At 58.8% G+C, this 23,610-nt stretch carries 21 protein-coding genes; 14 read left to right on the top strand and 7 right to left on the bottom strand.

Annotated features, from left to right (window positions below; translation table 11 throughout):
• Positions 1-279 precede the first annotated feature (279 nt).
• Complete coding sequence (sstT, locus tag AC07VV_RS20100; protein WP_495037263.1) at positions 280-1,512, top strand: serine/threonine transporter SstT; 1,233 nt, start codon at positions 280-282, stop codon at positions 1,510-1,512.
• Between the two features lie 66 nt (positions 1,513-1,578).
• Here sstT and AC07VV_RS20095 read toward each other — a convergent pair whose 3' ends face one another.
• Positions 1,579-2,088, bottom strand: a complete 510-nt coding sequence (locus AC07VV_RS20095; RefSeq protein ID WP_495037262.1) for a DUF1993 domain-containing protein — start codon at positions 2,086-2,088, stop codon at positions 1,579-1,581.
• 124 nt (positions 2,089-2,212) lie between these two features.
• Here AC07VV_RS20095 and AC07VV_RS20090 point away from each other — a divergent pair, with 124 nt between their 5' ends.
• Positions 2,213-2,860, top strand: coding sequence for a YceH family protein (locus tag AC07VV_RS20090; RefSeq protein ID WP_495037261.1), 648 nt, complete (start codon positions 2,213-2,215; stop codon positions 2,858-2,860).
• Between the two features lie 16 nt (positions 2,861-2,876).
• Here the strand turns inward: AC07VV_RS20090 and AC07VV_RS20085 are convergent, their stop codons facing one another.
• A complete protein-coding gene (locus tag AC07VV_RS20085) occupies positions 2,877-3,395 on the bottom strand; it encodes a cupin domain-containing protein (RefSeq protein ID WP_495037260.1) in 519 nt (172 codons plus the stop codon).
• A gap of 100 nt (positions 3,396-3,495) precedes the next feature.
• Positions 3,496-4,314: a shikimate 5-dehydrogenase gene (locus AC07VV_RS20080; protein ID WP_495037259.1), complete on the bottom strand. Its 819-nt coding sequence runs from the start codon at positions 4,312-4,314 to the stop codon at positions 3,496-3,498.
• A 254-nt stretch (positions 4,315-4,568) separates the two neighbouring features.
• On the opposite strand from AC07VV_RS20080, the gene AC07VV_RS20075 reads away from it, so the two are divergent.
• The 3 genes from AC07VV_RS20075 to AC07VV_RS20065 all read left to right on the top strand — a co-directional run bounded on the left by AC07VV_RS20075 (position 4,569) and on the right by AC07VV_RS20065 (position 5,643).
• On the top strand, positions 4,569-4,919 hold the full coding sequence (locus AC07VV_RS20075; RefSeq protein ID WP_096822348.1) for a hypothetical protein: 351 nt from the start codon (positions 4,569-4,571) through the stop codon (positions 4,917-4,919).
• A 244-nt stretch (positions 4,920-5,163) separates the two neighbouring features.
• Positions 5,164-5,358 (top strand): hypothetical protein, encoded by a 195-nt coding sequence (locus AC07VV_RS20070; protein WP_085712486.1) that lies wholly within the window; start codon positions 5,164-5,166, stop codon positions 5,356-5,358.
• A 102-nt stretch (positions 5,359-5,460) separates the two neighbouring features.
• Entirely contained in the window at positions 5,461-5,643 is a 183-nt protein-coding gene (locus AC07VV_RS20065) for a hypothetical protein (protein ID WP_096822349.1), read from the top strand.
• Here AC07VV_RS20065 and AC07VV_RS20060 read toward each other — a convergent pair.
• Positions 5,640-6,701, bottom strand: a complete 1,062-nt coding sequence (locus AC07VV_RS20060) for an AI-2E family transporter (protein ID WP_495037258.1) — start codon at positions 6,699-6,701, stop codon at positions 5,640-5,642. The genes AC07VV_RS20065 and AC07VV_RS20060 overlap by 4 nt on opposite strands.
• A 521-nt stretch (positions 6,702-7,222) precedes the next feature.
• On the opposite strand from AC07VV_RS20060, the gene AC07VV_RS20055 reads away from it, so the two are divergent.
• The 4 genes from AC07VV_RS20055 to trhP all read left to right on the top strand — a co-directional run bounded on the left by AC07VV_RS20055 (position 7,223) and on the right by trhP (position 14,868).
• Positions 7,223-11,863 carry an RHS repeat-associated core domain-containing protein gene (locus tag AC07VV_RS20055; RefSeq protein WP_495037257.1) on the top strand — a complete coding sequence of 1,547 codons (4,641 nt, stop codon included), beginning with the start codon at positions 7,223-7,225 and terminating at the stop codon, positions 11,861-11,863.
• Entirely contained in the window at positions 11,860-12,468 is a 609-nt protein-coding gene (locus tag AC07VV_RS20050) for an ankyrin repeat domain-containing protein (protein WP_495037256.1), read from the top strand. Before AC07VV_RS20055 ends, AC07VV_RS20050 begins: the two co-directional genes overlap by 4 nt.
• A 475-nt stretch (positions 12,469-12,943) precedes the next feature.
• Positions 12,944-13,474: a hypothetical protein gene (locus AC07VV_RS20045; protein WP_495037255.1), complete on the top strand. Its 531-nt coding sequence runs from the start codon at positions 12,944-12,946 to the stop codon at positions 13,472-13,474.
• A gap of 65 nt (positions 13,475-13,539) precedes the next feature.
• On the top strand, positions 13,540-14,868 hold the full coding sequence (gene trhP, locus AC07VV_RS20040; RefSeq protein ID WP_495037254.1) for a prephenate-dependent tRNA uridine(34) hydroxylase TrhP: 1,329 nt from the start codon (positions 13,540-13,542) through the stop codon (positions 14,866-14,868).
• 6 nt (positions 14,869-14,874) lie between these two features.
• Here the strand turns inward: trhP and AC07VV_RS20035 are convergent, their stop codons facing one another.
• On the bottom strand, positions 14,875-15,738 hold the full coding sequence (locus tag AC07VV_RS20035) for a LysR family transcriptional regulator (RefSeq protein ID WP_495037253.1): 864 nt from the start codon (positions 15,736-15,738) through the stop codon (positions 14,875-14,877).
• 102 nt (positions 15,739-15,840) lie between these two features.
• Here AC07VV_RS20035 and AC07VV_RS20030 point away from each other — a divergent pair, with 102 nt between their 5' ends.
• On the top strand, positions 15,841-16,734 hold the full coding sequence (locus tag AC07VV_RS20030) for a DMT family transporter (protein WP_495037252.1): 894 nt from the start codon (positions 15,841-15,843) through the stop codon (positions 16,732-16,734).
• Between the two features lie 12 nt (positions 16,735-16,746).
• Here the strand turns inward: AC07VV_RS20030 and AC07VV_RS20025 are convergent, their stop codons facing one another.
• Positions 16,747-17,463 (bottom strand): FadR/GntR family transcriptional regulator, encoded by a 717-nt coding sequence (locus AC07VV_RS20025; RefSeq protein WP_495037251.1) that lies wholly within the window; start codon positions 17,461-17,463, stop codon positions 16,747-16,749.
• Positions 17,464-17,826: 363 nt separating this feature from the next.
• Here AC07VV_RS20025 and AC07VV_RS20020 point away from each other — a divergent pair, with 363 nt between their 5' ends.
• Entirely contained in the window at positions 17,827-19,173 is a 1,347-nt protein-coding gene (locus AC07VV_RS20020; protein ID WP_495037250.1) for an MFS transporter, read from the top strand.
• A gap of 14 nt (positions 19,174-19,187) precedes the next feature.
• Positions 19,188-20,531 carry a glucarate dehydratase gene (gene gudD / locus AC07VV_RS20015; protein ID WP_495037249.1) on the top strand — a complete coding sequence of 448 codons (1,344 nt, stop codon included), beginning with the start codon at positions 19,188-19,190 and terminating at the stop codon, positions 20,529-20,531.
• On the opposite strand, the gene AC07VV_RS20010 is transcribed toward gudD, so the two are convergent.
• On the bottom strand, positions 20,528-21,403 hold the full coding sequence (locus AC07VV_RS20010; protein WP_096822360.1) for a LysR family transcriptional regulator: 876 nt from the start codon (positions 21,401-21,403) through the stop codon (positions 20,528-20,530). The two genes, gudD and AC07VV_RS20010, sit on opposite strands and share 4 nt — an antisense overlap.
• Before the next feature lie 160 nt (positions 21,404-21,563).
• Here AC07VV_RS20010 and ampC point away from each other — a divergent pair, with 160 nt between their 5' ends.
• Complete coding sequence (gene ampC, locus AC07VV_RS20005; RefSeq protein WP_495037248.1) at positions 21,564-22,730, top strand: class C beta-lactamase; 1,167 nt, start codon at positions 21,564-21,566, stop codon at positions 22,728-22,730.
• Positions 22,731-22,983: 253 nt separating this feature from the next.
• Entirely contained in the window at positions 22,984-23,607 is a 624-nt protein-coding gene (locus tag AC07VV_RS20000; RefSeq protein WP_495037247.1) for a response regulator, read from the top strand.
• Positions 23,608-23,610: the final 3 nt, after the last annotated feature.

The raw sequence follows: 23,610 nt of genomic DNA, 5'->3' as shown, positions 1-23,610 counted from the left end.
TGAAAATAAGGATGCGCAATCTTAACAGAGTGTTTCCAGAGTGACTTGCACAAACCTGTCGAAGTTGCCGAACAATCCGGTGGCAGATCGTCACAGGTCTGAAGGATCCGGACGACGCTGTGATAAAGTCCGCGCCCTGCAAAACGTACACCCTGTTCAGCCGCCCGTTTAACGGCGTGGCTGTCGCGTCATTCCTTTCGGTTCGTGTCTGTGGCCTGCCCCCGATTCATCGCCCGGATCACGCAACCTTGCACCCTATAAAAAAGCAGAGATGCCGTTATGACCGCTTCATCCCCTTCTCTATTGCAACGCCTTAAAAGCCTCAGCCTGGTCACGCAGATCCTGATCGGCCTGATTGCCGGCATCGCCCTCGCGCTGTTCGCGCCGGAAGCGGCCAAAGGCACCGCATTCATCGGCAAGGTATTCGTCTCGGCGTTGAAAGCCGTGGCGCCGATCCTGGTGTTCGTGCTGGTCATGGCGTCGATCGCCAACCACAAGCACGGCCAGGAAACCCACATCCGGCCGATTCTGTTCCTGTATCTGCTGGGCACCTTCGCCGCCGCCGTGGTCGCGGTGATCGCCAGCACGATGTTCCCGTCGCATCTGGTGCTGTCCACCGACAACATCGCCGTGAGCGCGCCGGGCGGCATCGGTGAAGTGCTGCAAAGCCTGCTGCTGAGCGTGGTGGAAAACCCGATCACTGCGCTGATGAACGCCAACTTCATCGGCATTCTGGCCTGGGCCATCGGCATGGGCGTAGCCATCCGCCACGCAGGCGACACCACCCGGGAAGTGGTCAGCGACCTGTCCAACGGCGTGACCCTGATCGTGCGCGTGGTGATCCGCTTCGCACCGCTGGGGATTTTCGGTCTGGTGGCCTCGACTTTGGCCACTTCGGGTTTTGGTGCACTGGTCGGTTACGCGCATCTGCTGGCGGTGCTGCTCGGCTGCATGCTGTTCGTCGCACTGGTGATGAACCCACTGATCGTGTTCTGGAAGCTGCGTCGCAACCCGTACCCGCTGACACTGAAATGCCTGCGTGAAAGCGGCATCACCGCGTTCTTCACCCGCAGCTCGGCAGCGAACATTCCGGTCAACCTGGAACTGAGCAAGCGTCTGGGCCTGCACGAAGACACCTACTCGGTGTCGATTCCGCTCGGCGCCACCATCAACATGGCCGGCGCGTCGATCACCATCACCGTGCTGACCCTCGCGGCCGTGCACACTTTGGGCATCGCGGTGGACATCCCGACCGCCATCCTGCTCAGCGTCGTCGCGGCAATCTGCGCCTGCGGTGCATCGGGTGTGGCCGGTGGTTCGCTGCTGCTGATTCCGCTGGCGTGCAGCCTGTTCGGCATCCCGAGCGAAATCGCCATGCAAGTGGTCGCAGTCGGTTTCATCATCGGCGTGTTGCAGGATTCGGCCGAGACGGCGCTCAACTCCTCCACCGACGTGCTGTTCACCGCCGCCGCTTGCCTGGGCGAAGAGCAGAAAACCCAGCGTCCGGCGTAAACACCGAGCGCAATAAAAAGCCCGCCAAGGTTTGCGCCTTGGCGGGCTTTTTCGTTGCAAGGCGGTTTAGAACGCGCCCATGTAATCGCGCTTGCCCACTTCAACACCGTTGTGACGCAGCAGGTCGTAAGCGGTGGTGACGTGGAAGAAGAACTGCGGCAGACCGTAGCTCAGCAGGTAAGTCTGGCCGGAGAAGCGCTTCTCTTTCGGTGTGCCCGGACGGGTCACGATCTCGATGCCTTCCTTGCCATTGATCTGCTCAGGCTTGATTTCACCGATGAAGGCCAGAACCTTGGTGATCAGCGCTTGCAGCTCGGCGAAGGTGGTTTCTGTGTCGTCGTATTTCGGGATTTCGACTTCAGCCAGACGCGAAGAAACGCCTTTGGCGAAGTCCACGGCGATCTGCACCTGACGCACCAGCGGGAACATGTCCGGGTACAGACGCGCCTGCAGGAAGGCGTTCGGGTCGATGTTTTTCTCGGCGGCGTGGGCCTCAGCCTTTTTCAACACACCGCTCAAGGCGTAGAGCATTTGTTGGAAAACCGGGACGGATGCGGCGTACAGGGGAATGGTCATGGCAGTCTCACGTGGTGGCTGGGTGAATCGTGGGGCGATTATAGCCATGCTCGCGCGCCGCGCGGCTTGTCTTTTATCCAGCAAGGATTAGGCTAGGCGCCTTCGACTGCAGAGGGAACGCGCGATGACCACCGAACTTGAAACCACCGCCAACGAACCACGGCTCAACGCCACGGAAATCCGCATTCTGGGTTCGCTGATCGAGAAACAGGCCACCAGCCCGGAAACCTATCCGCTGACCCTCAACGCCCTGGTGCTGGCCTGCAATCAGAAAACCAGCCGGGAACCGGTGATGAACCTGACTCAGGGCCAGGTCGGCCAGAGCCTGCGCGCCCTCGAAGGTCGCGGTTTCGCCAAACTGGTCATGGGCAGTCGCGCCGACCGCTGGGAGCACAAGGTCGACAAGGCGCTGGAGCTGGTGCCGGCGCAATTGATTCTGACCGGACTGATGTTCCTGCGCGGCCCGCAGACCGTCAACGAACTGCTGACCCGCAGCGGTCGCATGCATGAATTCGAAGACGCCGAACAAGTGGTGCATCAGCTGGAACGCCTGATCGCTCGAGATCTGGCGGTGCTGATTCCCCGTCAGGCCGGCCAGCGTGAAGATCGCTACACCCATGCACTGGGTGATCCGGCGGACATCGAGGCGATCATCGCCGCGCGGCAGAATCCGAGTGACCGCGGTGCAGCGAGCGGTATTTCAGTCGAACGCATCGAAGAACTGGAAGCGCGGATTGCAGCGCTGGAAGAGCGTCTGGCCCGACTCGAATAAGTGCAATGGGGCGGCGTTATTCGCCGTCCCAGTAATCCACCCCGTCCGCCTGCCGCGCCACCGCCACGAAGCCCGAGGCATTGCCTTCGGCATCGACGCTGAAATTATCCATCACCGCATATTTGTTCGAATCCGGGTACTCGCAGATTTCCGGTTGCTGCTGGGTGCTGACCGCCAGATAGCGCAGTTCTTCGGAGCTGGTGTTGATGATCTGATGCGCGGCTTCCGGGCCACCCGGCGGGCAAGCGATCACGTCGCCGGCGCGGATCGGGAACCGCTCGGCGCCGAGGCGCACCTCCCCTTCCCCAGCCACCACGTAAAACATCTCTTCATTGACCCGATGGCTGTGAAACGGGCTGCCGCGCATGCCCGGTGGCAGCGCATACAACCGATAACCGAGCTTTTGCGCGCCCAATTGCTGGCCGACCCGGGCGAATCGTTGCTGATAACGCCCGGCCGTTTCGCCTTCGGGGGCCAGGGCTTCGGGGAGTGATTCGAGTTCGACGTCATTCAGGTTGAGAATGGGCGGATGCATGCAGACCTCGGTTCTTGTGATGGGCAAGTCTTGGCTTGCTGGTCAGACAGTATAGGCAGCGGTAAATCCGGGCGGATTTGCCGTTGCTCAGGATGATCCATCAACTACGGGCAAACGCCACTGCTGCGTCAAACTGCTCGACCGTCGGCCGCACGCCGGTGTACAGCACGAACTGCTCCAGCGCCTGGATCGCGATCACTTCCAGCCCGGTGATCACTTTTTTACCTTCGACGCGGCCACGCACGATCAGCGGGGTTTCCGAGGGGATCGCCACCACATCGAACACAGTCTCGGCAGACTTGATCACATCCACGTCAAAAGAAAGCTGACCCGCTTCCGGACCACCGTCCATGCCGACTGGCGTCACGTTGATCAGCATCTGCGGGCGTTCATCGCCCAACTCCGCCTGCCAGCGATAGCCCAGGGAATCCGCCAACGCACGGCCGGCGCGTTCGTTGCGCGCCACGATCAAACCATTCTTGTAACCGCCATCACGCAAGGCACTGGCCACAGCCTTGGCCATGCCGCCGCTGCCGCGCAGGGCGAAGGTCGAGTCCTTCGGCACCGCGTGGGTTTCCAGCAATTGGGCGATGGCGATGTAATCGGTGTTGTAGGCCTTGAGATGGCCGTTGGTGTTGACGATGGTGTTGATCGACTGGATTGCTGCCGCCGACGCATCCAGCTCATCGACCAGCGCAATGCTGGCCTCCTTGAACGGCATCGACACTCCGCAACCGCGAATACCCAGCGCGCGTATCCCGCCGACCGCACCGGTCAGGTCCTGGCTGCTGAACGCCTTGTAGTAGAAATTCAGGCCCAGTTGCTCGTACAAATGGTTATGAAAACGCAGACCGAAATTCCCGGGACGCCCAGACAGGGACATGCACAGTTGGGTGTCTTTGTTGGGGCTCATCTGCATGGGAGTCTCCTTCTAATGCACTTTCGGATGGACGGGATTAGCCAGACCATCGGGTTCTGAACGATCATAAGGCGGTCTGTTCCGGGCATCACAGCCATGGCATGAAACCCGGTAAGCAAGCCGGTACAGACCTTACACAAAATTTACCCAGCCGCCGTGCTGTTTTTCCAAATGTTGCTGTCTTAGAAGTATCCCCGCGCCATCCCGAGCCTGTTGCAGGCCTGGACGCCGGGTCGAAGAACCGAGGATTTATCATGATTCGTAAACTCCCCATCGTGGCCTTGTTGATCGGTGCATGCGCTATCACAGGTCAGGCAGAAGCCCATGGCGGTGGCTGGCAGGGCCCGGCGGTATTTGGTGCGATCGTCGGCTCGGCCATCATCGGCTCGGCGCTCATCAACCAGGATCGTCCGGTGTATGTTCAACAGCCTGTTTACGCTCAACCGGCACCGGTGTACGTGCAACAGCCGCCACCACCGGTCTACTACCAGCCGGCCCCGGTTTACGTACAGCAACCGGTCTACGTGCAACCGGCCCCGGTGTATTACGGCCCTCCGCACGGCTATTACGGTCGTCCGCACTACTACGGCGGCCCGCGCTGGTAACCAAAACACAAAGCCCCGCTGTTTAGCGGGGCTTTTTCTTGCCCTGGATAAAGGGCGCCGTCTGTCGGACAAAGTCTGAAAAAATCTCGCCAAGGTCGCTGTGGGGACAGTTTGAACCGTTAAAGTCGGCATGATGGACTCGACCGCCGGGGCAAAACACAAAACGGTCATCTATTTGTCATGACGGAACCGCAATCTGAATCCGTCCGCATACAACAGGTTGATAACAACAAGGACGACTTGAATGCCTACACAGAATCCGCACCGCATCGTCGGTTTATGCACCTCGAGCAAGGTGTACAACGCACTGACCGAGCTCAAACACCTGGAAGGCCATCGCACGGCGAAGTTTGTGTCGCTGCTGGCGGAAAACCTGGTGCGCAAGGGCTTGCTCAATGAGCACGAGATCGTGCACATGCTCGATCAAGTGGTGGATTGAGCCAGCCCTCACTGGCATCAATGTCCACTATCGAAAGCGTTGATTGTCCCTGAAACGGACGAGTCCTTAAGGTAGCTCCATAGATTGATGGAGGTACTTCTCATGGCTCAGGTTCAAATCATGTCCGTTATCGGCAGCGCGGTTCCCGCATCGCTCAGAGAAATGGGACTGCTCGCCTGCTGGTATCTGGTGCGCGACGGCGAGCCGGTCAGCGGCCCGCTCACTTCACTGCCAGCCGCTCAGGCATTGTCTCAACGGCTGATCAACGGCCCGTTCAAGGCTTAAGGCAACTGCACCTTCGGCCTGGTTTCGATGAACAGCGCCCAGCTCGACATGAACAATGCAGCGATCAGCGGCCCGATCACGAAACCATTGAGGCCGAACACGGCCATCCCGCCCAGCGTCGAAATCAAAATCATATAGTCGGGCATGCGGGTGTCCTTGCCGACCAGCACCGGACGCAGCACGTTGTCCACCAGGCCAATCACGAATATCCCGAACAACCCCAGCACCACGCCCTGCCAGATCATCCCGCTGAGCAGGAAATAAACCGCCACCGGCGCCCAGACAATCCCCGCGCCCACCGCTGGCAACAGCGACAGAAACGCCATCAACACCGCCCAGAGCAACGCACTGGGAATGTCGAGAAACCAGAAAATCGCCCCGCCCAATGCGCCTTGAGTGATAGCCACCAGCAGGTTGCCTTTGACCGTGGCGCGTACTACCCGGTTGAACTTCAGTTGCAGCCGACGCTTGTGATGTTCCTCCAGCGGCACCGCCGTGCGCACCTTGCGCGCCAGTTCGGCGCCATCGCGCAGAAAGAAAAACAGCAAGTACAACATGATGAAAAAACTCACCACGAAATCGAACGTGCCCTGGCCGAAACTGAACGCCTGGGTCGCCAGCACCTGACTGCCCTGCATCGCAGCCTTGACGATTTTCTCGCGCAAGGCATTGAGTTCACCCACGCCAAAACGGTCTAGCAAATGCTGAAAGTACGGCGGCAGGCTGTGCTTGAACTGCGCCAGATACGCGCCGATGTCGAGCTTGCCGCTTTCGATGTTGTCGTAGAGCACCGCCCCTTCCTGCACCAGCAACACGCTGATGACGATCACCGGCAGGATCGCGATTACCACGCAGACACTCAGGGTAAACAGTGACGTCAGATTGCGTTGCCAGCCGAATTTCTGCTGCAACCGGCGCTGCATCGGCGCGAACAGAATGCCGAGGATCACCGCCCAGAACACCGCACCGTAGAACGGCAGCAGGATCCAGATGAAGGCCACCGTCACCAGAAACAGCAGCACGGTGAGGGATTTGAATTGCAGACTCTTTTGGTTCATGTCCGGTCCATGTCAGTCAGGCGCCACGCGCACCCGCCCAACTTAGTCAGCCCACGCCCGCGCGAGTGCCATCTTTGTTCATGGAGCATAGATCCAGATCGATCAGGTCTCGATGGGGGGCAAACATTGCCCATTTGGAATAGGGTTGCCGGTCAGTTTGGCTCGTTTATCCATGACTGTTTTCAAACGGGGTCCCCAGAGGCTGTACCGATGATTCTGGCAACGGAGAATCAAATAGCCACCACTCAGATTGACAGTCTGCTCAATTCCCTTTCATCATAAAAAAAGGATTTTATAGATGGATAACACGGAATGTTTGCCCCAGCCATCCAGGCCTTCCATAGCCCGGCGATTCACTCATGCCTGCCTGCCTTTCAGGCTCTGACCGCTAATAGCCCTCAAGCGCTGGCCGCGTCTGTTTCGTTACCACTCAAGTGGAGCAACGAAAGCTCACCGGACTTCGAATACCTGTCCGTGAAAGCCCATCTGTCTCCAGGCCAAGTGGCCGCCGAGGTGCTTTCATGAGCGCGCAAAAAGCCATTAAGCCACAACGCGAACCGCAAGTTGCGCTAACACCGCTGAGCGAGGTGTATCTCGAAGACGTGGGGCTGGGTGCCGAGCATTTCGATGCCTGGCTGCGAGACATCAGTGATGACTGGATCAACCTGGAGCGAATCAAAACCGTGGCGGGCGCCCTGCCGGCAGTGGGCAACGTCATTGCCTTGATGGATGCCCTGGGAGACATCGTCACACTGGCCACCAGTGACGAGCCTGATCCCTTCGTCTGGGTCAGCCTGGGCATCAACCTGATCGGTGTCATTCCGATTCCGCCGACGATGGCGGCAGCACGCATGAGTCTGCGGCCGATGCTGTTTCTGGTGCGTCAGGAGGGCAAAAAAGCGCTTGGCGATGCCCTGATCAATATCCTGATCGGGCACTTGAACACCGATATCGTCGGTACACTCGAAGACTTTGTCGGCGACAAGGCCAAGACAAAACTCAAGGATTTGCTGGACGCCGTCGGCTTGTACGGCGAAGAAATGGTCAACGATCTCGCCCGGGGTCTGGACGAGCTGGCAACCGGCACCTTCAAAACCCGGGCGGACATCGACGCCCTCGCCAAACATACGGACGCGTTACTGCACAATCCTCGGGAGATCATCGAAAACTCCTACGGAGCTGCCGCAAGCATCCTCAAGCTCACTTACAAGAGCGCTGCCAACGCCGCAGCGCAGTGGGTTATTCCGTCAGAGATCAGCGCGCTCATACAGCAAAACACACCCAAGTTACGTGCTCTTGCACCCAAGCTACGTCGCGAACTCAACAAGCTGTCTGACCCACAGAACCCGGACTCCCTCGAACGCCTGCGCCAAACCCTGGCCGACAGCGTGAAAGAATGGACGCTGCGCAACGAAAATGGCCAGGGTGCCAGCGTCAAACCCGATGCCGTCAGCCAGGCAATGTTCCTGGCGAGTGCCAATGCGCTGGAAGTAATCCGACGCCAGAAGCGTGGAAAAAAGCGGCCGAAAGAACAGAAAAACGGCGTTTGCCCCGGTACATGTAAAAGCATCAGTTTTGCCATGGGTTCAGAATCCATGGAGCACACCGACTTCAGCTTGCCAGGACCGTTCCCGGTGGCATGGACACGCACTTACAGCTCCGCGCTGAGCGCCTACGACCAGGATGTCTTGGGCGCGCGCTGGGTCAGCGAGTTCACCACACGCTTCGATTGCATCGACGACAGTCTGGTGTTTCATGATGCCGATGGGCGCAGCCATGACTATGCATTGCCCAAGGTAGGCCTCTTCCATTACGACCCGATCGAAGACTTCACGCTGATACGTGCCAGCGAGCAGCAACTGGTGCTGTGCCGGGGGTACGACCGCAAGGAAACCTACGTCCGCCATGGCCACCGCTACCTGCTGAGCGGCGTGGTCCTGCGCAACGGTGCGGGGGTGATGTTGCATCACGAGCATCGGCATGACGATCTGCCAGTACTGTCCGACCTGATGACCTATCAGGACGATTTAACTCAGGTACACCTGCACCTGGGCACGATGCTCGACGAGCAGGGTCGCTTGAGCGGCCTGTGGGAAATCAGTGACGGTACTCCCCTGCGCCAGCTCTGCGGGTATCACTACGACAGCAGCGGCGATCTGGTCCTGGCACAAGATGAGCACGGTGCAACGTGGAATTATCAGTATCAGCATCACTTGCTTACCCGCTACACCGATCGCACCGGACGCGGGATGAATCTGCAATGGGAAGGGCTGGGCGCCGACGCCAGAGCCGTGCGCGAGTGGGCCGACGATGGCAGTTTCGATACTCGCCTGGAATGGGACAAAAATATCCGCCTGACTTACGTCACCGATGCCCATGGCTACGAAACCTGGCACTACTACGATCTCCTTGGTTACACCTATCGCATTCGCCATGCCGATGGCAGTTCCGAGTGGTTGTTCCGTGACCAGGCCAAGAACGTGGTGCGCCACGTTCACGCCGACGGCACTACCGACCGCTTCAGCTACGATAACCGTGGCAATCTCTTGGAACACATTCGCGCCGATCACAGTGTCGTGCACTACGCCTACGATGATCACAGCCAACTGATCAAGATCAGCGATGGCGAAGGCGGCCAGTGGCAACGGGCCTATGACGACCGCGGCAATCCGATCGAAGCCATCGACCCTCTCGGCAACATTACCGAGTACGCCTACAACGCGGCGGGCCAGCCTACAGCGATCAAAGACGCCCACGGCAATGAAAAAACCCTGGCTTACAACGATGCCGGGCAGTTGATTGAGTACGTCGACTGCTCGGGCAAGACCAGCGCATGGGAGTACGATGATCGCGGCCAAATGGTCGGCTTCACCGACGCGGCCGGCTTGACTACCGAGTACCAGTACCTGGCTGGTCAAATGGTACTGATCAAGTACCCGGACAACACCGAAGACCGCTTCGAGCGTGATGCCGAGGGGCGTCTGTTGGTGCATGTCGATGCAATGGATCGCCGCACCACCTGGAGTTATACCGTCGCCGGGCAGATCGCCGAGCGCGTCGATGCCGCCGAACAGACCCTGCGCTACCGCTGGGATCGCCTTGGGCGCTTGCAGAGCCTGGAAAACGAAAACGAGCGGCGCGCCCATTTCCACTATGACCCGATGGGTCGACTGCTGGAAGAAAGCGGTTTCGACGGTCATACCACGTGCTACCAATATGATCCGAACACCGGTCGCTTGCAGAGCACGGTCAATGGCGCACGCGTGATCTCGGTCAAATTCGACCCGTTGGGCCGTCTCACCGAACGCCACGCCAGTCTAGGCGAGCAAACACAACAGGAAACCTTTGCTTACGACAACAATGGCAACCTGGTCATGGCCTGCAACGAGCAGAGTCGTTTGCAGTGGTTCCATGATCCTGCCGGCAACCTGGTGCGCGAACATCAGCACTATCTGGGCCTGGACAAACCTCAGGTTGCGGTCTGGCAGCACGAATACGACGTGCTCAACCAGCGTATCGCCACCGTGCGTCCGGACGGCCATCGCGTCAGTTGGCTGACCTATGGCAGCGGGCACTTGCTCGGCATGCGCCTGGATGAGCATGATCTGATCGGCTACGAACGGGACGACCTGCACCGGGAAGTCGCCCGCCATCAAGGCAATCGCCTGCTGCAAACGCAAACATGGAGCCCCACCGGGCGTCTGCAAGAGCAGTTGCTGACCCGTGCCGACGACAAATCTACCCTGTTGAAACGCGAATACCAGTACGACGCCGTCGGCCAACTGACTGACATCAATGACAGCCGCCGCGGCCCTCTCGCCTATCAATATGACCCGGTAGGCCGACTGCTCAGCGCCACCACTCGCCAGGGCGTGGAAACCTTCGCCTTCGACCCGGCCGGTAACTTGCTTGACGAAAGCGTCCGGCAGATTCGTAGACCACTGGATCAAGACCCGCCACGCAGCAAGCTGGTCGACAACCTGCTGCGCGAATACGCCGGTACCCACTATGACTACGACGAACGCGGTAACCAGATTCAGCGCTGGCACAACGGTCAACGCTGCGACCTGCGCTGGGACTTGTTTGATCGGCTGGTGCAATACGAAGATTCACGACTATCCGCCGATTTCGCCTACGACGCACTTGGACGACGCCTACACAAAAACTCTACGGCGCACTACAAACATCGCCCCGAAGCCGGTTCCCAATGGAATCGCAATGAGCATGCGCGCAAACAACGCGAGCTGGGTTGCGGTTTCACGCTGTACGGCTGGGACGGTGACCAACTGGCGTGGGAAAGCAGCCCGGCCCAACACGAAAGCGGCACCGGTCGCACCGTGCACTACATTTTCGAACCGGGCAGTTTCGTACCGGTGGCACAGGCACTGCGGCATCAACCGATTCACCTGAGTGGTCAACCCGACTACAGCGACAGCTACAGCCTCGATGACGACCCTCTGTGGAATCACAAACCGGCCGCTCTACCCTTCGAGATGCTGGCCTGGTATCAATGTGATCACCTTGGCACTCCGCAGGAACTGACCGACCAGCAAGGTAATACCGCGTGGAGCGCGCAATACAAGGCGTGGGGGGAAATACGCGAACAGCGCTCGGAATGGGCGCAACAGCAAGGGCTGACGAACCCGATTCGGTTCCAAGGTCAGTACCACGATCATGAGACGGGGCTGCATTACAACCGGCACCGCTACTATGATCCGGGGGTTGGGCGGTTTATTTCGAAGGACCCTATTGGATTCGTAGGTGGCATCAACCTATATCAATATGCTCCTAACCCGGTAGGGTGGGTTGATCCGTCAGGACTAACGCCCAAGAAGGCTGCCTGCTATGCGAAGCTAGCAAAAGTACAGACAAAATCAGAACTTCTTCACAACGAGTTCCGTAAATATGATCCAGACGAAGATGCCAAAGGTGGTCATACTCATAAACATGGGGTTACTGTACCCGGAGGACATTACAAGGAAATTCGAGATCTCCAGAGAGGGATAAAGAACTCATTGAAAGACTATTCAGATAATGAATGCAGTTGCCAATGCCTCGGCATCAAGGCAAAGCCAATCATTGATAAAGCTGAAGGCCTTGCAAATAGACACGTTGAAACTCCACCAGGAGTTGCATACATTCCTGTAGGTAGCAATCGATGATCGATGATGAACTTTTAGTGGATCTGTATGAAGCCGGCGAATTGCTCGCTCACGGTGATAAGAGCGGGATGGAGCGTTTACTGCCGCATATAAAAAATGGCGAGCTGTATGACGACATACCCTTATTGTTCTATGTGGCTGACAATACAGAAACACTGGACTTCCTTGAGGAAAACGGAGTCGACTTCTTACAAAAAAGCTGTTTGGGAGGGGGAAATCTTCTTCATCGAACCTCATCGGAAAGTGATGACCATGTATTCGAATGGGTGTTGAGCTGGTATAAAAACAAGAACATTATTGACACCCCTGACGACAACGGAATTACAGTGCTTTCGTCACTTTTGAAAATCGGCCCGATTGAACGTGCAAAACGATTGATTGACAGTGGAGCGAGTATTTATTCTGTCGCAGATAACGGTCTGACCCCGGCACGACAAGCGGTTTACCACATAGGAGAAGAGAAACATGCTATTGAAGGTCTTGAGACGCTTCGGCAGCATGGATTAACTTTGAGTGAAGATGAATCACAATATCTGGTGAACATGGCGAAGCGTATAAACCGACCCAATCTTGCGCAATGGATTGAGACACACCTGAGAAGTTAAAGTAAACACGCAGTTAAGCCGCAAGAAAGACGGGTATATTTGGCGTCTTTAATTTTGTCCAATCAGCTAGGCGGCCGGGTGAATTCATACTCTATCATCGAGGCTTACACCTACTTCACCGGCCAAAAATACATAACTGAAGAAAAAGGGTGGTGCGCATGAAAACGACGATCTGGAACCGACGCTTTTGATTTACTGCCTGCCGATGAAGACGCTTTGGTTAGAATTGCCGTTGCAGCCAACCAAAAGACTTCACACGAGACCTTGACAAAGTTATGTTACGACATTGACGAACGTGCACACGATGTCGCCGTATATAACATAAAGCATAGAAAATGGCCAAAAACAGATGAACAACTACACCTCTGACCTCCAACAAGATCCTAACAAACCCACTCACACCTGCATGAATATCTGCATTTTATAACAACAACTCACCACTTGATAAACCTGCCATGCTCCTATTTACAAGCTGATGAACGTTTTGAAGAGAATAAAGACTGCACTCCATGCAGCGACCGGCAAAGGAGCACGCAAGGTCATTGCAGCGCAAGCCGACATTTATGAGAACGCCACTCTGGCCCATGAATACTTATCGGATGAATGCCTGGATTTCATCATCCACCTACTCTCTGCGCAAGATTTGTTCAACAAACCTGGAATGCATATATTCATAGTCAAAATACACACCGACATGGATATCATTTCAGACACCCAGAAAACAGCGCTTCTGCATACGATATCTACAAACTATCATCAGTACACTGAAACCGATCTATGTTGGCACCTGGGTGATCTAATAGCCCGATGCTACACCCCCTTCCTGGCCATGAATTTCTTTCAGCATCAATTCGCCTCCGCAACACTTCAGGGGAAAGAGGGCATTGCACTCGGACTGGACATCATCGCCAGACATTCGAAGAGAGACCCGGGCATCATGAAAAGCATTGATCGAATCATGTGCCAGAGCGACCTGCGCTATTCCCTCCCCGTTCATAAAACATAGATCCAGATCAATAAACCCTCGTCGCACCTCGTTTACCCTCCCGCGCTTTTGCGACCGACACCGCCATGACGCCCTCCTTCACCCCGGAACTGCTCGCCCCCGCCGGCACCCTGAAGAACATGCGCTACGCCTTCGCTTACGGCGCCGATGCGGTCTACGCCGGCCAGCCGCGCTACAGCCTGCGGGTGCGCAACAACGAGTTCGATCACGCCAACCTCGCCCTCGGGATTCGTGAAGCCCAGTCCCAGGGCAAGCGTTTCTACGTGGTGGTCAACATCGCGCCGCACAACGCCAAACTGAAGACCTTCCTCAAGGATCTGGCGCCGGTGATCGAGATGGCGCCGGACGCGCTGATCATGTCCGACCCCGGTCTGATCATGCTCGTACGCCGGCACTTCCCGCAGATGCCGATTCACCTGTCGGTGCAGGCCAACACGGTGAACTGGGCGAGTGTCGAGTTCTGGCAGCAACAGGGTCTGAGCCGGATCATCCTGTCCCGGGAGCTGTCGCTGGAAGAGATCGGCGAAATACGCGAACAGGTGCCGGGCATGGAACTGGAAGTGTTCGTCCACGGCGCACTGTGCATGGCCTATTCCGGCCGCTGCCTGCTCTCGGGCTACATGAACAAGCGTGACGCCAATCAGGGCACCTGCACCAACGCCTGCCGCTGGAAATACTCGGCGCAGGAAGCCACCGAAAACCAGCTCGGCGAAATCGTGCAGACCTTCGAACCGCAGCCGACCCTAGGCCTCGGCGCCCCCACCGATCAGGTGTTCCTGCTACAGGAAGCCAATCGCCCCGGCGAACTGATGCCGGCATTCGAAGACGAGCACGGCACCTACATCATGAATGCCAAGGACCTGCGCGCGGTGCAGCACGTCGAACGCCTGACCCGCATGGGCGTGCACTCACTGAAGATCGAAGGCCGGACCAAATCGCACTTCTATTGCGCCCGTACCACCCAGGTCTACCGGCGGGCCATCGACGATGCGGTGGCCGGTCGCGAATTCGACCGCAGCCTGATGACCGATCTGGAGTCCCTCGCACAGCGCGGCTACACCGAAGGCTTCCTGCGCCGTCACGTGCATGACGAATACCAGAACTACCAGAACGGCAGCTCGGTGTCGGAACGTCAGCAGTTTGTAGGTGAACTGACCGGCGAACGCCGGGACCGGCTGGCCGAGGTGAAAGTGAAGAACCGCTTTGCACTGGGCGATCATCTGGAACTGATGACGCCCAAGGGCAACTTCCATTTTGATCTGCATGAACTGCAGAACCTCAAGGGCGACGCCATCGACGTGGCGCCGGGGGACGGGCACACGGTGTACTTGCCGATTCCGGATGCGGTGGATTTACGCTTCGGCTTGTTGATGCGCGACGTGAGCGGAGCCTGATCCAGCTCAGACAAACTCCTCGCGCAACATCGCCACAAACGCCTCACGCGCCGGGTGCACCCCGGCGTTTTCATGCCAGTAGAACAAGTTGTCGATGGCCGTCAGTTCCGGGAACTCGTAACCCGCACACCCCGCGCCTTTGGCGTACTGCTCGAACACGCCTTTAGGCACCAGGGCCACGCCAGCGCCGGCACTCACACAACCAACAATCGCCCCGTAACTGGCCAGGCTGACAATCGGCAGCGCCAGGCCCTGACGCAACAGCCAGTGCTCAAGCGCGGCGCGATACGGACAGCCCTGCGGCCACATGAACACGGTCTTGTCCTGCAAATCATCGAGGTCGCGCACCGGCCCGAATGAGGTCGACGCGATCAGCAGCAATTCTTCGCGATACATCGGGGTGCGTTTGAGCTGGGAGCGCTCGACATCCACCGCGACGATGGCGCCGTCCAGACGATGGCTGGCGGTATCGTCGAGCAGTTGCCCCCAGGTGCCGGTGGTCAACTCCAGCGCCACGTTCGGATAGCGCTTGTGAAATTTCGCCAGCAAGCGCGGCAAACGCCCGGTCGCCGAGGATTCGATGGCGCCGATGCGCAGCGGCCCGGACGGCTCGGCGGCAGGATCGACCGCGCGCTTGGCCTCGGCTGTCAGCGCCAGAATCTTCTCTGCATAAGCGAGAAAGGTCTGCCCGGCAGGACTGATCCGCAGCCCGCGTCCTTCGCGCTGAAACAGCGCCACACCCAGCTCCGCTTCCAGGGATTTGATCCGCGCCGTGATATTCGACGGCACGCAAAACAGCTTTTCAGCCGCTTTGGCGATGCTGCCGACCTCGGCCACGGTCTTGAACATGCGGATCTGCGCCAGCTCCATGACTCGTCACTCATAGTGAATGGTTTACGCAGTATAAGTCAGTTGTGGCGAATAATTAGCCGCCCGGATACTCGGCGCATCAACCCTCTTGGTGCCTCGCTCATGCCTTCCACTTCGCCTTTGAAAATCCTGTTGGCCATGGCCTTCGTCGTCGGCTGCTGGGCCTATTCGCCAACCGGTATCCACATCGGCCTGCAAGCCTACGAGCCCGGTCATCTGGCGTTGCTGCGCTTTCTGCTGGCGTCGTTGTTCATGGCGGTGATTGCGAGTTTCAAGGGTATTCACCTGCCGCGCCTGCAGGATTTGCCGCTGTTGTTTGCGTTGGGCTTTTTTGCCGTCAGCCTGCATCACGTCGTGCTGAACATCGGCCAGCAAAGCGTCAGTGCCGGCGCGTCGAGTGTGCTGGCGCAATCGACGCCGCTGTTCAGCACGCTGCTGGCGCGGTTTCTGTTCAAGGATCGGGTCAGCGTCTGGCGTTGGGGTTGTGTGTTGCTGGGATTCGTCGGCGTGGTGATTGTGGTCAGCGGCGATCGCGGCCTCGGCAGCATCGACGCCCACGGTTTGCTGATCCTGCTGGCCGCCGTGTCGTGGAGCGTTTACTTCGCCCTGCAAAAACACCACGCCCGGCGCTACGACGGGCTGACGCTGGTTTGCTACACGGTGTGGTCCGGCACGTTGTTGCTGTTGATCTACTTGCCGGGGCTGGCCGACAGCGTGGCCAGTGCGCCGCTGCGGGTGCAATGGGCAGTGCTTGGTCTGAGCGTGTTTCCCAGCGCCCTCGCCTATCTGGCGTGGGCATTCGTGCTCAAGCATGTGGACCTGAGCCGGGCGACGATGACGCTGTACCTGATTCCGCCGACCGCGATGGGGATTGCTTCGGTGGGCTTGGGTGAGCGACCGACCCTGTTGGTGCTGGTGGGTTCGGCGGTGGTGTTGATCAGTGTCCTGGCGTTGAATCTGGAACGGCCGGCGGCGGTGCGGGCCATTGAGACTTGAGTTGCGACACCGTTATGCGCCGCCCGCCGAAAACCGGTCGCGACTGTTGGTCAGGTGCAGCCACATCGCCGCACGCGCCGCGTCCGGGTCTTGACGCCTGATCGCGTTGAGGATCGCCTCATGCTCAAGATTCGCCAGTTGCCCGAGCTTGCTCAAATCCACCGCCCCGCGCTCGGCGGCATTGACCCGGGTACGCGGGATCATCGCGTTGCCCAGGTGCTGCATGATCTCGGTGAAGCAGACGTTGCCGGTGGCTTCGGCAATCAACAGGTGAAAGCGCCGGTCGGCCTCGACGCAACTGTCGTTGTTGGCCAATAGACGCTGATAGTCGTCCAGCGCCTGCCGCATCTGCACCAGTTGTTGTTCGGTGCGGCGCTGCGCGGCCAGTGCTGCCGCTTGCGTCTCCAGGCCCATGCGCAATTCGAGAATGCTGCGTACCCCCAGCGCGGTGTCGACATTCAGCCGCAACCCCTGCTCCGGCGCACGCTCGATCACGAATGTGCCGATGCCGTGTCGCGTTTCCACCAGCCCCGACGCCTGCAACTTGGAAATCGCCTCACGCACCACGGTGCGGCTGACGCCGTGTTCCTGAACGATCGAGTTTTCTGACGGCAACTTGTCACCGGGCAACATCTGGCCGAGCAGGATGCTCTGGGTGAGTTTTTCCACCAGGTCATGGGCCAGGTTGTGCGCGCGTTTACGGGCGGGAGCGTCGAGGTCTTCTTGCATGGTCGGTTCCGGTGATCGGGGCAAACCGATCGTAGCACTGCGGGGGATGACTTGTATGAGCTCCTATGATTTCCGGCTCTCAACTTGTATGACAACAATCGATTTTAGCTAGAAAAACTTCCATTTCGCCGGACAATCAACCAACGATCACTGACACAGAACTCTGTATCACGCTTGATAAAATCTCTCAAACCCCAACAAATACGGCACTTAAAATCCGAAAAGCATAAAAACCGCTCCCCGTAGACAAATTTGATTGAGCCCTCCCGCTTGTAGGACAAAAAAATCTAGTTGTATGATGTCTATCAACAACGCAGCATTCAGCCACACCCCGCATAAAAATAACGAGTGGGAGAAAACCAAGTGAAATCATCCATTGCCGGGATGAACGAGGGCGCCGATTCGGTGCTGTCCTCCGCCATTGCCAAAGTCAAACACCACGTCCTGCCGCTGTTCGTGATCATGTTCATCGTCAATTACATTGACCGGGTGAACATCGGTTTCGTCCGCACCCACATGGAACATGACCTCGGTATCGGTGCCGCTGCCTATGGGTTCGGTGCCGGGCTGTTCTTCATCGGTTACGCGCTGTTCGAAGTCCCTTCCAACATGCTGCTGCAAAAGGTCGGCGCGCGAATCTGGCTGACCCGCATCATGCTCACCTGGGGCCTGGTGGCCGCCGGCATGGCGTTCATCCAGAACGAAACCCACTTCTACATCCTGCGTTTTCTGCTCGGCGTGGCCGAGGCCGGGTTCTTCCCCGGGGTGATCTACTACTTCACTCGCTGGTTGCCAGGGGCCGAGCGCGGCAAAGCGATTGCGATCTTCCTCAGCGGTTCGGCCGTGGCCTCGCTGATTTCCGGCCCGTTGTCCGGCCTGCTGTTGCAGATCGAAGGCCTGGGCCTGCATGGCTGGCAGTGGATGTATTTCATTGAAGGGATGTTCTCGGTCGGCCTCTGCGTATTCGTGTGGTTCTGGCTCGACGCCAAACCCCACGACGCCAAGTGGCTGACCCGCGCCGAGCAGGATGCGCTGGTCAAGGCCATCGACGATGAACAGAAGGCTCGCGAAGCCGCGACCCCGATCAAGCCGTCGCTGGGCAAACTGCTCAAGGATCGCCAGATCATCCTGTTCTGCCTGATCTACTTCTTCATTCAACTGACGATCTACGCTGCAACGTTCTGGCTGCCGAGCATCATCAAGAAGATGGGCGAGATGAGCGACTTCCAGGTCGGCCTGTTCAACTCGATTCCGTGGTTGCTGTCGATCATCGGCATGTATGCGTTCGCCTCGTTCTCGGCGAAGTGGAAACACCAGCAGGCGTGGGTCGCCACGGCGCTGTTGATCGCCGCCGCGGGGATGTTCATGTCCACTACTGGCGGGCCGATTTTTGCCTTCGTCGCAATCTGCTTTGCCGCGCTGGGTTTCAAATCCGCCTCGTCACTGTTCTGGCCGATTCCGCAGGCCTACCTCGATGCGCGGATCGCCGCTGCCGTGATCGCGCTGATCAACTCGGTGGGCAACCTCGGCGGCTTCGTTGCCCCGACCACCTTCGGCCTGCTGGAACAACACACCGGTTCGATCCAGGGCGGCCTCTATGGCCTGGCCGCGACCTCGATCATCGCCGCGATCATCGTGTTCGCCGCTCGCATGACACCCAAATCCGCACCTGACGTCGCCGTGGCCGATGCCGCGCCGAAACACGCTTGAAAGGACAACGCCAAATGACCGCACACGACATCGCCAAAGCCCCGCTCATCACCGAGATGCAAGTCATCCCGGTGGCCGGCCACGACGGCATGCTGCTCAACCTGAGCGGCGCCCACGGGCCGTTTTTCACCCGCAACATCGTCATCCTCAAGGACAACGCCGGGCACACCGGCGTCGGTGAAGTGCCCGGCGGCGAACGCATCCGCCAGACCCTCGAAGACGCCCGCAGCCTGGTGGTCGGCAGCCCGATCGGCACGTATCAGAAGATCCTCAACCAGGTGCGCCAGACCTTCGCCGACCGCGACGCCGGCGGCCGTGGCCTGCAAACCTTCGACCTGCGCATCACCATTCACGCCGTCACCGGGCTGGAAGCCGCGCTGCTCGACCTGCTCGGCCAACACCTCGACGTGCCGGTGGCCGCATTGCTCGGCGAAGGCCAGCAGCGTGATGAAGTGAAGATGCTCGGTTATCTGTTCTACGTGGGCGATCGCCGGGAAACCGACCTCGCCTACCGCAGCGAACCGGATGCCGACAACGACTGGTTCCGCGTGCGTCACGAGAAAGCCATGACCGCCGACGCCGTGGTGCGTCTGGCGGAGGCTGCCCATGCGCGTTACGGCTTCAAGGACTTCAAGCTCAAGGGCGGCGTGCTCAGCGGCGATGCGGAAATCGAAGCGGTGACCGCACTGGCCGAACGCTTCCCCGACGCCCGCATTACCCTTGATCCGAACGGCGCGTGGTCACTGAAAGAAGCAATCCGTCTGTGCCGCGACCAGCATCATGTGCTGGCCTACGCCGAAGACCCGTGCGGTGCGGAAAACGGCTATTCGGGCCGCGAAGTGATGGCCGAATTCCGTCGCGCCACCGGCCTGAAAACCGCCACCAATATGATTGCCACCGACTGGCGCGAGATGGGTCACGCGATCCAGTTGCAGTCAGTCGACATCCCGCTGGCCGACCCGCATTTCTGGACCATGCAGGGTTCGGTGCGCGTGGCGCAGATGTGCCATGAATGGGGCCTGACCTGGGGCTCGCACTCCAACAACCACTTCGATATTTCCCTGGCGATGTTCACCCACGTGGCGGCCGCCGCACCGGGCGACATCACCGCGATCGACACCCACTGGATCTGGCAGGACGGCCAGCGCCTGACCAAGGCGCCGCTACAAATCGTCGACGGCTGCGTGCAGGTGCCGAAGAAGCCAGGGCTGGGCGTGGAACTGGACATGGATCAGGTGGCCAAGGCCCACGAACTCTATAAAGGCATGGGACTCGGCGCGCGGGATGACAGCGTGGCGATGCAGTTTCTGATTCCGGGCTGGACGTTCGATAACAAGAAGCCGTGCCTGGTGCGCTAAGCCTGCGCAGCCTCCAGCAGCCAGTGCCTGAACGCCGCCATCGCCGAGGTCTCCGGCCGTGACTGCAACCGCGTCAGCCAATAGCTGCCGGTGGTGATTTCGATGGCAAAGGGTTGGCGGATCAGGTCCGCCGCCAGTTGCCGGGCAAACATCAACGGCGGCGCCAGCGCCACCCCACCGCCCTGCAACGCCGCCTCCATCATCGCCAGCGACGAGTCGAACACGATGCTCTGGGGTGGCGCGGCATGGGTCGCCAGACCCGCCGCGTGAAACCATTCCGGCCACTCATCGGTGCGATAGGAACGCAGCAAGCGCTGCTGCAGAAGATCCCCCGGCGCGTGCAGTTGCCGGGCGATTTCCGGCACGCAGAGCACCGACAACGGAGCCTCCAGCAAACGGGTCGCCTCGATACCGTGCCACGCCCCGGCGCCAAACCGGATCGCGTAATCCAGCCCTTCAGCGGCGACGTCCACCCGATTGTTGTTGGTCGACAGTCGCAAATCTATGAGCGGATGTTTCGCCTGGAAGTCCGCCAGCCTCGGCAACAACCAGCCCACGGCGAAAGTGCCCACCGCGCCGACCGTGAGCATTTCCCGATATTGCCCACCCGCCAGACGCTCGAGCATCTGCGCGATATGATCGAACGATGTGGTCAGCACCGGCAGCAAAGTTTCGCCCTCGCCGGTCAGCATCAGCCCACGGGGCAAGCGTTTGAACAGGATCACACCGAGTTGCGCCTCCAGGCTTTTGACCTGATGGCTGACGGCCGCCTGGGTTACGCACAACTCCACGGCAGCGCGAGTGAAGCTCAAATGACGCGCAGAAGCTTCAAAAGCGCGTAATGCATTCAAGGGCAATTGAGGTCGAATCATGCCAAGTCCCAAATTTTTCTAATGGCTCGTCCGAGTTTTCATCGTTTGTCGAAAGACGCCGGACTGCCTAGATTTGGCGGCGCCGATCAGCCGGCCCGACGAAAAACGCTCGCAGTGTAGCGGGATAACACCATCAACACTCATGGAGAGTGGTTCAAGCATGCTTTCGATCAACCTGAACAAACTCAAGTCCCTCTGCGCTTTCGGACTTTTCTTCAGCGCCACCACCTGCCTGGCCGCCCCGCAAACCGACGATCAGTTGCAGGCGCTGGTCAAGGCCACCGTGACACCGGTCATGCAGCAACAGGACATCGCGGGTCTGGCCGTGGCCGTGACCGTCGATGGCAAGGCGCATTACTTTAACTACGGTGTTGCCGACAAAAGCACCGGGCAAACGGTGAGTGAAAACACCCTGTTCGAAATCGGCTCGGTCAGCAAAACCTTCACCGCGACCCTCGGCGCCTACGCCCAGGCCAGCGGCAAACTGGCGTTTTCCGACAAGGCCAGCCAGCACTGGCCCGAGCTGAAAGGCAGCGCGTTCGACCGTATCAGCCTGCTGCAACTGGGCACCTACAGCGCCGGCGGTCTGCCGCTGCAATTCCCGGATGCTGCGGACTCTTCCGACAAAATGCTCGGCTATTACCAACAGTGGAAACCGACGTATCCCGCCGGCAGCCATCGCCTGTACTCCAACCCGAGCATCGGCCTGTTCGGTTATCTGGCGGCGAAAAGCCTCGGCCAGCCGTTCGATCAGGTCATGACCGAAACCCTGCTGCCGAAGCTTGGACTCAAGCACACCTTCTTGTCAGTGCCAGCCTCTGAAGAGAAGCTCTACGCCCAGGGCTATGACAAGAACAACCAACCGGTGCGAGTCAGCCCCGGCGCACTCGATTCCGAAGCCTACGGCGTGAAAACCAGCGCTGCGGACCTGCTGCAATTCGTCGAAGCCAACCTCGACACCGCCAAACTCGAAACACCGCTGCAAAAAGCCATCGCCCTCACCCACACCGGTTACTACACCGTTGGCGACATGACCCAGGGCCTGGGCTGGGAACGCTACGCCTACCCGATCAGCCTCGACCGCCTGCTGGACGGCAACTCCACGCCAATGGCCATGGAAGCGCACAAGGTCAAATGGCTCAACCCGCCACAGCCGGAACCGGCGAACGTGCTGCTCAACAAGACCGGCGCTACGGGTGGCTTCGGCGCGTATGTCGCGTTCGTGCCATCGAAGAAAGTCGGGATTGTGATTCTGGCGAACCGCAACTACCCGAATGGAGAGCGGGTGAAGATTGCGCACAAGATTCTGGGGGAATTGACCCGGTAATCACGCACTGAAAAATGGGCGACCTGAGAGGGTCGCCCGTTTTTTAAGGATTTGAAAAGCACTCCCTCACCCACTCCTGACAAAAAGATACACCCCAGCGCCAAAAATACCTCTGCGCGACACATCCCATTGCTTCCCCTCGCAAACCTTGTAGGATCCGCCTCTTTTTTTCATCGCCTCCCACCACGCATCCGATCCGCCGGGTTCATCAGCCCCCGCGGACTATGCTGAAACTGGGCCTGAGGATTGATCCATGAAAGTGCTGTTGGTCGATGATCACGCGGTTGTACGCATGGCGATAGGGATGATTCTGGTCCGCGAGGGCCATGAAATTGTCGGTGAGTGTGACAACGGCGTAGATGCGTTGAGCAAGGCGTTCGAACTCAAGCCCGATGCGATTGTGCTCGACCTCGATATTCCGCAGCTCGACGGCATGGCGGTGATCGACCGCTTGCGCATCGGCGGCAGCAAGGCTCATGTGCTAGTGCACACGGGTTTGAAAAGTCAGGCCTATGCGGCGCAATGCCTGCGAGCCGGGGTGTCGGCGTTTTTGTCCAAGGTCGATGATCCGGTGGAGATCATCACCGCGCTCAAAGCGGTGGCCAGTGGCAAGACGTGGTTTCCGGTCAATGCGCTGAACTCGGTGCGGTCCAGCGATTTTGCCCGGGACGATGCGCAACTGCTCGATGGCGTGTCGCGACGTGAGCTCAAGGTGTTGCACGGTCTGGCCCAGGGCAAAAGCAACAAGGAGATCGCCGATGACATGCTGCTGAGCAACAAGACCGTCAGCACTTACAAGACGCGTCTGATGCAGAAACTCAACGCAGGCACGTTGCTTGAGCTGATCGATTTCGCCAAACGCAATCACCTGGTCTGAACT

This window comes from Pseudomonas sp. GW821-FHT02C04 (assembly GCF_059421845.1).
This window is presented reverse-complemented; position numbering and strand designations above follow the sequence as displayed.